This window comes from Marisediminicola antarctica (genome assembly GCF_009930795.1).
GTDB classification, from domain to species: Bacteria; Actinomycetota; Actinomycetes; order Actinomycetales; family Microbacteriaceae; genus Marisediminicola; species Marisediminicola antarctica.
The window spans coordinates 1,654,799-1,667,706 of sequence record NZ_CP017146.1 but is presented as its reverse complement, the minus strand read 5'-3'; the positions used below and the strand labels follow the sequence as shown (position 1 = coordinate 1,667,706).

The following is a 12,908-nucleotide window of genomic DNA, read 5'->3' as shown; positions in this document are numbered from 1 at the left end:
CCCTAGTCTCGCCCTGTGAGCGCGTGTGCGCTCCAGAGCGGAGACTCACATGGCCAACACGACAACCCCCAGCCTCCAGGCTTCCTCCCGAACGACGGTGGCCTCCACGCTCGACGCTCGCCGGATCGCGGTGGGCCTCGCCCTGGCTGTCACTGCGGCGATCCACGTGCTCGACTTGCCCGGCAAGGTGGAAGAGGTGCCGTATCTTGCGGTCGCATACGTGCTCCTCATCGTGGCAGCGTTCGTCATCATGGAGCGCATCTTCAGGGGCGGGGTTCTCGTCGATTATCTCGCCGCGATCGGCCTCGGCCTCGCGATCCTGCTCGCCTTCGTCGTCAACCGCACGATCGGAATGCCAGGCGCGACCGACGACATCGGCAACTGGCTCGAGCCCCTCGGTCTGCTTTCGCTCGTCGTGGAGGGTTTCGTCGTCTGGCAGGCTGCCGCCGCCGTCGCGCTCCTGCGCCGAGCGAACTGAGCCTCCTTTTCGTCGCCAATTCGGCATCGAGCGGAGGCGCCCCCGCAACAACCCCTACGATCACGACCTCCTCGTGCAGACCGTGCCGTACACCGGGCTCGAGGGCGGGCTTGGCGACCCGAACGCCTCATTCTCGGTGTTCGCCCATCCAAGCGAGCAACGGCGTGATCCACACGATCGACCGCGTGCTCATCCCCGGCAACCTGTAGCCGACGGCCGTCCACAACCGGCCCGCCGAGACTGCCGGCGCAGTCTCGGCGGACCTGACTTTCCTGGTTGGGGGATGCCGCGGGGTAGCTATGCCACTCCACTGGGCCATAACCTAATGGCTGATGACATTGGGGGCACCACCACATGAGCGAATCACATGACTCCGCCGTCGAACACCTGGAGATCCACGAGTGTTGGGACCTGCTCGGTGCGAACGACTTCGGCCGCCTGGCCGTCGCAACCGAAACCGGTGTCGACATCTTCCCGATGAACTACCTCGTGCGCGACCGGGAAATCTTCTTGAGAAGCGCGCCGGGCTCGAAGCTCGCCAGCATCACCCAGCGCCCCTCGATCGCGTTCGAAGTGGACGGTCGGCGTTTTCGCCGCCGCTGGAGCATAGTCGTGAAGGGCAATATCGACAGGCTCGGCTTCGACTCCGAGATCGTGGAATCAGGAATTCTCGAGCTGAAGTCGCTGAACCCGACCGCGAAGTGGAATTACCTGCGAATCTCTCCGGAGTCGGTCACCGGGCGGCGCTTCAAGGCCTCCCGCCGGTAGGCCACTCCTGGGCGATCGGCCCGATTATGTCGCCTTCAGAGCGTTCGAGGGGACATAGTTGGGCGACTCGCGCGCCGGGGTCGCCCAGCTCGATCGATTAAGCTCGTCCAGTGCCCTCCGCGTCGACTCCCCTGCGCATCGCGCTCGTTTGCCTGCACACCTCGCCGGGCTCCGAGCCGGGCTCCGGCGACGCCGGCGGCATGAACGTGGTCGTTCGCCATCAGGCCGAGGCGATGGCCGCGGCCGGGCACACCGTCGAGATCATGACGCGCCGTTCGTCACTCGACCAGCCAGACAGCCTGCCGCTCGCCCCCGGCGTCACCCTGCGATTTCTGACCGCGGGCCCATCGCGTCCCGTCGCCAAAGGCGAGCATGAGGGATTCGTCGATGAATTCCGGATGCGCCTCGCCGAGCTCGGCACCTTCGACGTGATCCACTCCCACCACTGGTTCTCCGGCATGGCTGCGCTCCCCCTCTCCCGCCTGACTGGAACCCCACACGTGCAAAGTTTCCACAGCATCGCCGCCGACGACGCGACGCCCCTCGCTGCTGGCGAGCGCGCCGAGTCCCCCGGACGCATGGCCGGCGAGGCCTGGCTCGCTCGCGAGTCGGATGCAATCGTCGCGGTGAGCGCCGCCGAGGCCGACACTGTCGTGATGAGGCTCGGCGGCTCGATCGACCGCGTGCGGATCGTGTACCCCGGCGTGGACGGAGCGCTCTTCCGCCCACAGCCCGACCGCCCTGCCGGCACAGGGTACGCCGTTGTAGCCGCCCGCCTGCAGCCGCTCAAAGGCCTCGACCTCGCGATCGAGGCCGTCGCCGCCGTGCCGGCAGAACTGCGACCGGATCTCGTCATCGCGGGCGACGCCTCCTCCGACTTCGACGGGTACATCGACGAGCTCACGGCACTCGCGGCCCGGCACGGGATCGAACACGGCCTCCGGTTCGTAGGCCCGCAGTCCAGGGCCGACCTCGCTGCGCTGTTCCGCGGCGCGCGTGCTGTGCTCGTGCCGTCCCACTCCGAGACCTACGGTCTTGTCGCGCTCGAGGCCGCGGCGAGCGGTGTCCCGGCCATCGTCGCGGCATCCGGTGGCCTGCGCGAAGCTGTCGACGATGGCGTTACCGGGGTCGTGCTCGACTCCCGCGACCCGCAGGCGTGGGCTGCGGCCATCGCCGAAGTACTGGCCCACCCTGCACTTGCCCGTCGCCTGGCGGATGCAGCTCGCGATCGCGCCGAAGGACTCGATTGGCCGCACTCTGCGAAGACTTTGATCGCTGTTTATCGGGAACTCGTCGGATCTGGCGCCGCTGGCAGGGAGCGCGACCTCGCGGTCGCCTAACCGGAAGTCCGCCGTGACCGAGGTAAAGGTCACTGGGGTACAGGCGCGTTGGCGGAGGGACAACCGGATCGCTCAGCACAATCGGGAAATGTCCTCCTTTCGGTGGACAGATTGTTCGCGCTGCCTTAGTGTCAAATTTGGTCAACGACGACCTCTCGGATTACCGACCCACCCCCCGAATACGGGTCGATAACCCGGCCGGCCACCTCGCTTACCCCCTGACCGGGAGTGGCCGGCACCACTCTTTTTCCCTGCAGTGGCGCATCATCATCGCGACACGCACACGCTGCACATCCCGCCGACGCATATACGAAATACACCGCGCTTATGATGCGGGAATGCAACTCACCCCCGTCGAAGCGCGCGTGCTCGACAGCATCGACGAAACCGCGCTCGTTCAGAACCTCATCGACCTGATCCGGGTGCCGAGTATCACCGGAACCGATGCGGAATCCGAGTTGCAGAATGCGCAGGCGGCACAGCTGCGCGACGCGGGACTGTCTGTCGACGCCTGGAAATTCGATCTCGACGCGCTCCGTGCAGACACCCGATTCCCGGGCACGGAGGCACCGCGCACCGAGGGCTACGGGGTCGTGGGCGTGACCGGCCCCGGCCGGCCGGCGCTCGTGCTCCAGGGCCACATCGATGTCGTGCCGACCGGCGACCTCGACCGCTGGCACGACGGCGACCCCTTCTGCGGACGCGTGGAGGGCGGCGCGGTGCACGGCCGCGGCGCATGCGACATGAAGGCCGGCGTCGCGGCGAACCTCGCCGTGCTGCGCGCCCTGCAGGCATCCGGCGTCCTGCTCGAGAGGCCCATCGCCGTGCACACGGTCGTCGGCGAGGAGGACGGCGGTCTCGGTGCCTTCGGCACCATGCTCCGCGGGCACACCGGCGACGCCGCTGTGCTCACCGAGCCCACGGGAGGACGGATCGTCACCGCGTGCGCCGGGGCACTCACCTTCGAACTCGACGTGACCGGGCGGGCCGCGCACGGCAGCACCCGTCTCGAGGGGGTCAGCGCGCTTGAGGCGTTCCTTCCGATCATGGCCGCGATCCAGTCGCTCGAGCTGCGGCGCAACGTTGACCCGCATCCGCTGTTCTCCGACTACCCGCTGCCCTATCCGATCTCAATCGGCACCGTTCGCGCGGGCGACTGGGCGAGCAGCGTTCCGGACTTGCTCGTCGCCGAGGGCCGGCTCGGGGTGCGGCTCGGGGAGGACCCAGCGGATGCACGGCGCGAGTTCGAGATCGCAATCGCGGAGGCGAGTTCCGCCGACCCGTGGCTGAGCGACAACCCGGTCGGGGTCACCTGGCCAGGCGGCCAGTTCGGGAGCGGGCGGATCGACGACGACCACACCTTCATCGACGAGGTCAGCTCTGCGATCATGACCCTGAATGGCGGGTCGGTTCCGCCGCGGCGGGCGGCGCCGTACGGCAGCGATCTGCGCCTCTACTCCGACATCGGCGGCATTCCGAGCCTGCACTTCGGTCCGGGGGACGTGCGGTTCGCGCATGCCCCCCGCGAGCAGGTGCGCATCGACGAGCTCGTTGCGGTCACCCGATCGCTCGCCCTGCTCGCGGTCCGGCGCAGCGGCGCGCACTTCTAGCAATCGACGCGCGAACTAAGCGCAGCCGACTCTTCTACTATCAGTAGGTGACAACCTCAGACGCGTTCGCCCTCGTGCTCGAGCTGATCACCTGGGTGGGGCTGCTGCCGGGGATCGTGCTGCTCGCCGCGGGCTACATTCGAAAGGCGTGGGCGAGTCGATACCAGGAAACCTGGGGCGTAATCGTGCAGTCCCCCGCCGGCACCGACCATCTCTGGTTCCGCTGGATGGACCTACAGCGTGAGCTGCAGTCGGCGCCCGTCTCGCTTGACGCGGATGAGTCCCTCGAACTCGGCGACGAGGTCAAGGTGTACTTCGATCCGCGGAACCCCGAGAACGGGCGCCTCGATCATCCCTCCGCCGACGGGCGGCTCATGCGCATTCTCGGCTGGCTTCTCGTCGGGGTGGGATCCGCTGCGGCGATCGTTCAGATCGTCATACTGCTGTCGGAGTAGCGCAAGGGCCCATATCGTCGGCGTCGCTGGATACGCTGAGGCCACGAGCATCCCAACGTTTTCGGTCGCTCGTTCGTCTTAGTAGGTAACCGGACAATCGAGGCCGAGGAGGCGCGATGGCAGCGCAGTGGGAAAGCGTCGTGACGACACTTGTGCGCCAGCGCGGCCAGTCCCTCACCCGCTACGCCTGGCTGCTGTCGGGCAGCGCGGATGATGCCGCCGACCTTGTGCAGGACGCCCTCGTCAAAACCTTCGGGCGACTCAGCAACGGGTTCACGGTGACCAGCGCGGAGGCCTACGTGCGCCGGGCGATCCTCACCGGCTTCCTCGACGGTGGGCGGCGGCGCACGAGGTGGCGCAGGATCGCGCATCTCGAGGTCGTTCCGGACGCGATCGACTCCCCGGCCCCGGCATCCGAGGCCCGTATCGACCTGCAGGCCCAACTGGCGCGCCTCACGCCGCGGGAACGGGCCTGCCTGGTGCTGCGCTACTACGAAGACCTCAAGGTCGACGACATCGCGCGCGAACTGGGCATCAGCTCCGGTGCGGTCAAACGCTACCTGAGCGACGGGCTCGCGAAAATGGCCGTCGCCCTCACCCCCGAGCCGCATCCGACCGCGACACTACCGACCCAAGGAGGAGTCAATGCCCACCGAAGCTGAACTGCGCGCGTGGCTGCGCGAGGGCGATCTGGGCTCCCCGGCGCGGGAAGCGGATGCCGGCAGCGTGATCCGCCGCAGCCGCCGCCGGCGGCTCCCCCGCCAGCTCGCGGCCGGCGGCACCCTCACGCTCGCAATCGCCGGAATCGGCGTCGCGGGCTTCACCGGGCTGCGCGGGGTGCCGATGGGCGCGAGCGTCAGCGACGCGACCGCCGAGAGCGCGCCGGAGACCTTCCCCGGCGAGGAAGCGAGCGATGCGGCTGGCGGTGGCGCCATCCAGCCCGCCCCAGCCTCCAAGGTGAACCCGTGCGGCGGAAGCATCGCCGACGTCGCCCCGAGCGCCGGGCTGGTGCTCGAGACCCGGTTTGCCCCCTCCGCGCCCGCTGGCGGGCAGAGCGTCGACGGCATCGTGACACTCACCAATACCGGCACGGAGAGCATCACCGGCACGACGGCCGCGACACCGGCGATCACGCTCTCGCAGGACGGGGAGGTGCTGTGGCACAGCAACGGGCCGATGATCATGATGGTCGTGGAGGTCGACCTGGCACCCGGCGAATCCCTCGAGTACCCGGCCTCGTTCACGGCGGTTCAGTGCGGCGAGGAGGATGAGTCGTCCGAATCCTTCCGGGATGACCTCCCCGCCCTCGGAGCGGGAAGCTACGAACTCTCGGCGGCCATCGACTTCCTCGCGGCCGACGGAAGCCGGATGCCCACCGTGACCGGGCCGCGGTCCCCCATCACGCTCGATTAGGGCGCGATGGGGGCTGCGTTGGCCCGGTTCGACTCAGCGACTAGGGCGTGTTGCTAAACCCTTTTCTGGGTCGCGTGGGCGAGTCTTGGGTGGTGTCTCGTGATGTGGTTTCTGATGATGCTTGGGCTGTGATCGGGCCGTTGTTCCCGCGGGTGAAATCGACGGGGCGGCCGCCGGTGGATCGGTGCATGGTGGTCGAGGCCACAGCATGGCGGTTCCGTACGGGTGCGCCGTGGCGGGATATGCCGGAACGGTTCGGGAACTGGAACACGATCTACGAGAACTTCAACCGGTGGTCAGAGCAAGGTGTCTGGGCGCGGGTGCTTGAGATGGTTCAGTCATACGCGCAGCAGGCCGGCGACGTGGACTGGGTCGCGTCGATCGATTCCACGATCGTGCGTGTGCACCAGCATGGTGCGACACTTCCCCGGGTCACAGGGGGCATTACAGAATTACAAGAAATTCGGAGCGGAGCCGCTTGATCACGCGATCGGGCGCTCCCGGGGCGGATTGACGACGAAGAATCACCTGGTCTGCGACGGCCGTGGCCGTGCTTTGGCGTTCCTGCTCACCCCGGGCCAGTCAGCCGACACGAGCTGGTTGCAAGCCACTCTCGCTGAAATCCGTGTCCAAGGAGCCGCCGGTCGGCCCCGCACAAGACCGGACCGAGTGATGGCAGACAAGGGCTATCCCTCGAAAGCGAACCGGGCCTGGTTACGCGAACACGGCATCGCAGCGACGATCCCTGAGCGCGACGATCAGATCGCCCACCGCCGGAAGAAGCGTGGACGCCCCATCGAATTCGGTGACCACCAGAAGACCCGCTACCGCGGCCGGAACGTCGTCGAACGCTGCTTCGGGAAACTCAAACAATGGCGCGGCATCGCCATGAGATCAGACAAGACCGCCCGCAACTACCACGCAGGACTCTGCCTCGCCGCGACCCTCCACTGGCTCACCAGCGGCTTTAGCAACACGACCTAGTAGACCGCGGTTGTGTACCCGAACCATGTGGGGCTGGTGAACCCGGTCGCGCCGGAGCGGTGGCGAACCGTCGCTGCACTTCCGAGGGACCCGGAAGTGCCCTTGGTCGTGAATGTGGCTGGGGCACCGCCTTCGAAGTAGGCGTTCGCCAGTGTTGATGATCTGAACGCTTCGGCGCCGATTGAGGTCACCGATGACGGGAAGGTGACTGCGGTGAGCATCGAGGACTGGAACGCATACGACCCGATGGTTGTGACTCCCGCTGGGATGGTGAGCGAGGTTACGGGATTGTTGCTGAACGCGTACGAGCCGACGACCGCGACACTGGGCGGGATGACAACGGTGGAGATCAGGTTGTCTCCGAACGAAGCCAGTGCAAGCGTTGTGAGCCCGTTCGGCAGCACGATCGAGGTGATCTCGTTCCTGAAGAACGAGTTCTGGTCGAGGATGGTCAACCCGGACGGGAGGGTTACACCAGTGAGATCGTTCGTGCTGAACGCGGAAATGCCGATCCTTGCCACTGTCTGAGGGATATCTACCGATGTGAGCAGGTTGCCCATGAAGGTCTGATCTGCGACCACGGTGAGACCTGCGGGGAGCTTGACCGCGGTCAGGGCGTTGTCCCTGAACGCACCGTAATCAATGTATGTAACCGAGTCGGGGATGCTGACGGTGCTGAGCTTCGCCCCTCGGAACGCCGAGCTCTGGATCCCTGTCAGCGACTCGGGGAGGACTACTGAAGTGAGGTTCGTGTAGCTGAAAGCGTCGAAACCCACGGTTTTCACACCCTCTGGGATGACAACCGTTTTTATCACTGTATTGCCGGTGAATGAGCTGTTCTTGATGGTGCGGAGCGGGTAGCTGCCAGCCCCGTTCGTGAAGGTGTCTGGGATGACGACGTCGGCGCGGGTGCCGGTGTACCCGGTGACTGTGGCGAACCCGGAGGCTGTCGTCCACGTGAAGTCGGACTGCGCGTTCGGTGCTGCCGGGTTCAGGTCGGTCGCCATCCCGCCCAAGGGGACACAGTCGCTAACAGAGACCCCGGGGGAGTAAAGCGTCGGGGAAGGGGTCCAGCTGTCGACCCAGAACATCTTTTTCGAATCAGACAACGACATCGCGGTGAAACAGTCGCCGGCAGAACTTGCAGCGACACTCACAGTGGCAGGGACTTTCAGCAGACCGGAGGAGGCGAGCTGAGCACCCCCGACGAACACGCTCTTCGTCGTCTGGTGGATCTGCTGAGCGGAGCGGACCGAACTCAGCTGCTGCTTCGCTGCTGAGTCCTGCGCGTTCGCGACAACGAAGATGTACGCGGGGACAGCGATCGCGGTGAGGATAGCGATGATGACCACCGTGATCAGCAGCTCGACCAGGGTGAAACCTCGAGCGCGTTCAACAATCGCGGTAATGAGCCGGCGGGCCTTGTGCATCATCGTGTTTCTCCTCGGCGTCGAGGTCGCGTCGTGCCGCGTCCTGTCGATGAACACCATGCGTAGACATGGACGAAGCCGGAGACGAATCGCCGGCGGGCAGCTCGAGACGCCCTCCTACTTGAAGGTCACCCTCACGTAGAAGCTGTTGCTGAAGAAGTCCTGCTGGGTGTCGTTCTCGAACGTGCCGTACTGCTGCGCGACCTGCGTCAGTCGTGACTCGATCTCTTTCGCTGCTTTGCTCTGCCTGACCCACATTTCACCAGCCGGGTGAGGCTCAGTTTGGAGCTCATCCGGGACACTGGTGACGAGCATGTTCATGCTGCCTTGGCTCTTGCGGACGGACACTTCGAGGTTCGCTGGCAGCCAGCCGGCTTTCTTCGCCTCGTCGATGTCGGAGCGGACAAGCTTGTTGATCGCGGCGATGTTGTGGTCGGCGAGCGTGGCCAGCTTCTCACCCACCAGCCTCGCCGACTCGTAGAAGCCCTCTTCGGCTCGGACGCCGGGAAGACGCCAGCTCGGGTCAAGCCGCACCGGGTGAGCGTCATCGTTGGCGAGAGATGCCTCAAGCAGTGCACGGTTCAGCTCGAAAGTGTCACCGCTTTCGATCGCGGACGACGCCCGGTCCCAGTACGGTGCGATCTCATCCGGGGTCAGCAGGGGGAGGGACTCGGCGAAGAACTCGCCGGAGATCTCCATCGCGTCTTCCGTGTTCCGGGGGATGGTGAACCGGGCGATCGCTTCGGTGTCCCCGGCAGCTTTCGCCTGGGCGAGGTACCCCTCGGTGTCCACCGCGCGCCGGTACGGCTCGAAGCTGGAATGGAGGGACTCGTACGTCTGCTGCTGCGCACACGGTGCCATCAGGATCGACTCGTGGATGCCGAGCTCGTCAGCGGTGCGTCGGCGGATGCCGGTGGCACCCAGCGGGGTGTTCTCACCCTTCGGGTCGGTTGCGAAGGTCCCGTTGCCGTGGCGGAGAACGTTCTGGTCGTCGCGTTTCGTGGTCATACCTAAGAGGTGTGCGGCGACAACTACTGCACAGCCCCGATCAGCTGAACAGCGTCCTCGGTTGGGCGCTCTGCCGGGTGCGGATGATCTCCGCAGCGATGACCCGGTTCCAGGAGATCCATGCGATCAGGCTGCGGGCGAGGGTGAACGCGCCGACGGTGATGAGGATCGTCGGCCAGTAGAGCATGACCACCTGAAGGGTCAGAATGTCCAGGTTGTACAGGTACAGCACCGCACCGGTCACTGAGAACAGTGTCCCCCAGACACGGGACTCCTTCGATGACGCCGGCCCCCACACGCCCACGAGGACCAATGCGACCGGCCAGTAGGTCATGATCGGGAACTCGTCCGAACGCAGGTACATCAGGAGGAAGAACCCTCCGAGCGCGATGATCGCGATCGCTCGGAACAGGATCTTCACAAGGGTGGTCAGTTTCACGGCGAGGCCTCTCGTCTAGCTCTCCTGCACCATGCGTAGGCGCCAGCGATTTCGCGATAAGCTGCCGCTGCAGGTTCCGCGGATATTGCGCCGGAGCGCTGGAACGTCGCTGACTGCTCTCAGATCGCATGGCGACGCCCCGGACCGCGTAGCCCTGTCAGCCGATGTACTCCTGGCGGACGGCGCCGCCTGTGGCGGCCTCGATGTAGCTGAAGTCGTGGTCGGAGTTGAGGATGACTGCGTCGTTGGCTACGGCGTACGCAGCGATGAGGCAGTCGAAGGCCGCCGCGGCGCGCACCAGCCCGCTGTCCCACAGGGCCTGCTGGATGTCGAGGGCGCTCTTAGCTGTCGGGTGCTCCCACGCTGCGAGAAGACCGTCCATGTCTTCTCGGAGCTCACGGTACTCCTGAGGTGATCTTGCCGAGTGGCAGTATTCCAAGACTTGGGGCGGGCAGGTGATGATGAGATGCTGAGGGGAGATTTCCCGAACCCGTTTAGCGATGGCCGGGCTCGTGGCTGCTTTCTGCCAGACGCTGTTGTCGATGAGGAAAGTGGTCATAGGCGTTCGGCACGCCGAGTCCCTGCGGGGGTGATGGTGGGCGCGTCGATCTGCTCGGGCTCGAAACTGCGGCTGATGATCCGCTCGACAGCTGCGGGTTGCCGGCGAACCGCTATCAGCGTCCGGAGCGCAAGGTCAACAGTCTCCCGGTTGGACTTGGCTCCGGTCAGCTGCTTCGCTGTCTTCAGTTCGTCTTGGTCGATATCGATTGACGTGATGGCCATCATGCCCCTCCCGGTCGGTGTATAGGCGAGTATATAAGAAGGGTGCGTGACTTCAGCAGGCCGGCTGGGGAAATCGAAGCCTGAGCGGGGAGCCGACACAAGAAATCGCCCCCGCGGAGATGTTCTCTGCGGAGGCGACTTCTGTTCCGTTACCGGAGTGTTCGCGGTGCCTCGGACAGGTCGATGAGAGCTTCCCAGCCCGTCCAACGTGAGGTCTGGGCTTGGATGGCGTACGGGGCGACGGAATGGAAGTCGTCGCAGTCGAACGAGGCGACGAGCTCACCGATCTCGGGGGCGTTGGGCTCGTCGGTCACCGGCTCGAATTCCAAGTCGTCGCCGGTGTCGATCGGGTCCCCGAGCTTGTCGATGAGGGTGATGGAGAAGAACACGTTCTCGGAGGCGTCGGACTCATCGAGCCGGATCATTGCCGCAGTCGGGTGCCACTTCGCAGTCCACGCGCACAGGGTGGTGAGGGTGACCTTGCGGTACTCCTGCCATGCTTCGTCTCCGGCGGGGCCGGCCAGCGTCGCATAGTGCTCTTCATCGAAGAGAACTTCTCTGAGCGCGTCCCGGATCTGGCTCAGGTCCTCAACAGTGTCCCCGGTGTACTTCCCGTAGGCATCGTTGCGGACGCGGTTGAACTCGACGACGGACGGCGCAGTGTCGCCTTCCTGGCCGACGCGGGTGAGGAGCCCGGGCGGGTTCTCAGACTTCTTCCCGACAGCGAAACGGGATGTGTCGTCGGTGACTCCGACATCGTCGTTGCGGGTCTGGTTCTTCGCTTTCTCTGACAGTTCAGAGTGGTTCAGGTTGGTCATGACTACGGGTGTGCGGCAGCGGCTCCGATGGTCACATAGTCTCCACACGGATGAGGAAGTTCTGGCCGGCAAACTCGACGTAGAGCTCACCGGCGGGGCTGTCGTCGTGGACGCTCACCCCAGCTGTGTCCCCGAGAGCGTGAACAGCCACACGGACCGTGTCGATCAGCGTCTGGGTTAGATCCTGCGACCTCTGGTTCTCGGCGTTGACGCGACCGGCAGGGTCGGAAATCAGAAGGTCGGGGGTGTTCATGTTTAGGCTGTCGCCGGGTAACGGCTGGGGCTGTGCCCAGCATCCCGGCGATACTGTGGACGCTGCAAAAATCCCGTCACGAAGTGCTCATCACTCGTGACGGGATCTGCTTCCGTTCAGTGGATCAGGTTACCGCGCCGGGGTCGCCCTTCGCAGCCGTGCCGCGATCAGGGACACGATCGGCCCAACTATCGGCAGGATGAAGATCATCAGCACTGTGGTGACCCATCCACGCTTGTCGTTGTCTCTCGCCAAGGAGACAAGCGCCACGACAACCAGAACGAGGTTCAGGATGAAGACGAGCGCCCAGAGGACATCGCTGACTGCAGGAATCAGAGGGTTCATGTGCGTGATCCTACTCTCAGCGCCATCCGTGACTGTACACTGAGCCACTTCCTGTTCCGGTCACGAACTGAACGTTCGACACGGGGCTCCATGCGATGGTGCCCCAAGGGGTTGGTACCCCTCGCTTTACAGCAACCTTGCACTCGGCGGTTGCCCTTCCTGAGCTGATGTACGATCCGGACTTCGAGGTGGTCACCGACGAGAACGGGTCATAGTTCGCGTTGAGGATGCACGAGTAGGTAGCGATGCTTGAGGCATAGATCCCCGAGTAGTAGTACGTCTCGCTTACCGTCGTCTTGGAGATGGTGATCCCGGCGAACAGGAACGACTCCCAAGCACTCACAGTTCTGGTCGCGCCGGCGGTCGTGGACAGTTCTGAGGTGGTGGCACTTGACGGGGCGAGCGTTGACTCGGCGCTGGTTCGCAGCTCGAAGTCCCCGGCACGTCGCGTGTTCTTAGACATCTTCCCGAGAGGGTCCGTCTCGCCGAGCAGGTAGCTCGCGAGGGTCGCCTGCTGCTCTGCCGTCAACCCGTCGAACTTCGCGATGTCGGTAGTCGAGGTGAGGTTCGCCCGGAACCACTCAAGTGCGGTTGCGGAAAGGTCCGTTTCGGCGCCGCTGGCCGGTGACACGGCTCCTCCGACGATGAATGCTCCGACGATTGCTGCGGTGACGAGTGTCTTCATTGTCCATCTGCGGGGTTGCGTTGTCATGAGTTCTCCATCGTCTTTGTCAACGTGGCGTCGTCGCCACGTCCAAAGCATTGCTCAATCAGTCTCTAGCAG

At 64.9% G+C, this 12,908-nt stretch carries 16 protein-coding genes and 1 pseudogene; 8 read left to right on the top strand and 9 right to left on the bottom strand.

Going from position 1 to position 12,908, the window contains the following annotated elements:
- Window positions 1–49: 49 nt before the first annotated feature.
- The 8 genes and pseudogenes from BHD05_RS07880 (at window position 50) to BHD05_RS07845 (ending at window position 7,048) form a co-directional block, all read left to right on the top strand.
- Window positions 50–478: a hypothetical protein gene (locus tag BHD05_RS07880; RefSeq protein WP_161885945.1), complete on the top strand. Its 429-nt coding sequence runs from the start codon at window positions 50–52 to the stop codon at window positions 476–478.
- 354 nt (window positions 479–832) lie between these two features.
- Complete coding sequence (locus BHD05_RS07875; RefSeq protein ID WP_161885944.1) at window positions 833–1,246, top strand: pyridoxamine 5'-phosphate oxidase family protein; 414 nt, start codon at window positions 833–835, stop codon at window positions 1,244–1,246.
- Between the two features lie 110 nt (window positions 1,247–1,356).
- Window positions 1,357–2,586 (top strand): glycosyltransferase, encoded by a 1,230-nt coding sequence (locus BHD05_RS07870; RefSeq protein ID WP_161885943.1) that lies wholly within the window; start codon window positions 1,357–1,359, stop codon window positions 2,584–2,586.
- 338 nt (window positions 2,587–2,924) lie between these two features.
- The gene (locus BHD05_RS07865; protein ID WP_161885942.1) at window positions 2,925–4,196 is read left to right on the top strand and encodes an ArgE/DapE family deacylase; all 1,272 of its coding nucleotides are present in this window, start codon (window positions 2,925–2,927) and stop codon (window positions 4,194–4,196) included.
- A gap of 47 nt (window positions 4,197–4,243) precedes the next feature.
- Complete coding sequence (locus tag BHD05_RS07860; protein WP_161885941.1) at window positions 4,244–4,651, top strand: DUF3592 domain-containing protein; 408 nt, start codon at window positions 4,244–4,246, stop codon at window positions 4,649–4,651.
- A gap of 116 nt (window positions 4,652–4,767) precedes the next feature.
- Entirely contained in the window at window positions 4,768–5,313 is a 546-nt protein-coding gene (locus BHD05_RS07855; protein WP_161885940.1) for a sigma-70 family RNA polymerase sigma factor, read from the top strand.
- Window positions 5,297–6,064, top strand: a complete 768-nt coding sequence (locus BHD05_RS07850) for a hypothetical protein (RefSeq protein WP_161885939.1) — start codon at window positions 5,297–5,299, stop codon at window positions 6,062–6,064. The genes BHD05_RS07855 and BHD05_RS07850 overlap by 17 nt, the downstream gene beginning before the upstream one ends.
- A gap of 74 nt (window positions 6,065–6,138) precedes the next feature.
- A pseudogene (locus BHD05_RS07845) lies at window positions 6,139–7,048 on the top strand (IS5 family transposase).
- Here the strand turns inward: BHD05_RS07845 and BHD05_RS07840 are convergent.
- From BHD05_RS07840 to BHD05_RS07800, 9 genes are all read right to left on the bottom strand, one after another.
- Window positions 7,045–8,481: a leucine-rich repeat protein gene (locus BHD05_RS07840; RefSeq protein ID WP_161887424.1), complete on the bottom strand. Its 1,437-nt coding sequence runs from the start codon at window positions 8,479–8,481 to the stop codon at window positions 7,045–7,047. The pseudogene BHD05_RS07845 and the gene BHD05_RS07840 sit on opposite strands and share 4 nt — an antisense overlap.
- A gap of 114 nt (window positions 8,482–8,595) precedes the next feature.
- Complete coding sequence (locus BHD05_RS07835) at window positions 8,596–9,486, bottom strand: hypothetical protein (protein ID WP_161885938.1); 891 nt, start codon at window positions 9,484–9,486, stop codon at window positions 8,596–8,598.
- A 40-nt stretch (window positions 9,487–9,526) separates the two neighbouring features.
- On the bottom strand, window positions 9,527–9,925 hold the full coding sequence (locus BHD05_RS07830) for a LiaF transmembrane domain-containing protein (protein WP_161885937.1): 399 nt from the start codon (window positions 9,923–9,925) through the stop codon (window positions 9,527–9,529).
- 157 nt (window positions 9,926–10,082) lie between these two features.
- A complete protein-coding gene (locus tag BHD05_RS07825) occupies window positions 10,083–10,484 on the bottom strand; it encodes a PIN domain-containing protein (RefSeq protein ID WP_161885936.1) in 402 nt (133 codons plus the stop codon).
- Entirely contained in the window at window positions 10,481–10,711 is a 231-nt protein-coding gene (locus BHD05_RS07820) for a type II toxin-antitoxin system VapB family antitoxin (RefSeq protein WP_161885935.1), read from the bottom strand. The genes BHD05_RS07825 and BHD05_RS07820 overlap by 4 nt, the downstream gene beginning before the upstream one ends.
- A gap of 146 nt (window positions 10,712–10,857) precedes the next feature.
- On the bottom strand, window positions 10,858–11,526 hold the full coding sequence (locus tag BHD05_RS07815) for a hypothetical protein (RefSeq protein WP_161885934.1): 669 nt from the start codon (window positions 11,524–11,526) through the stop codon (window positions 10,858–10,860).
- A 31-nt stretch (window positions 11,527–11,557) separates the two neighbouring features.
- Window positions 11,558–11,779: a hypothetical protein gene (locus BHD05_RS07810; protein WP_161885933.1), complete on the bottom strand. Its 222-nt coding sequence runs from the start codon at window positions 11,777–11,779 to the stop codon at window positions 11,558–11,560.
- 129 nt (window positions 11,780–11,908) lie between these two features.
- Window positions 11,909–12,124, bottom strand: a complete 216-nt coding sequence (locus BHD05_RS07805; RefSeq protein WP_161885932.1) for a hypothetical protein — start codon at window positions 12,122–12,124, stop codon at window positions 11,909–11,911.
- Window positions 12,125–12,140: 16 nt separating this feature from the next.
- Complete coding sequence (locus tag BHD05_RS07800; RefSeq protein WP_161885931.1) at window positions 12,141–12,809, bottom strand: hypothetical protein; 669 nt, start codon at window positions 12,807–12,809, stop codon at window positions 12,141–12,143.
- Window positions 12,810–12,908: the final 99 nt, after the last annotated feature.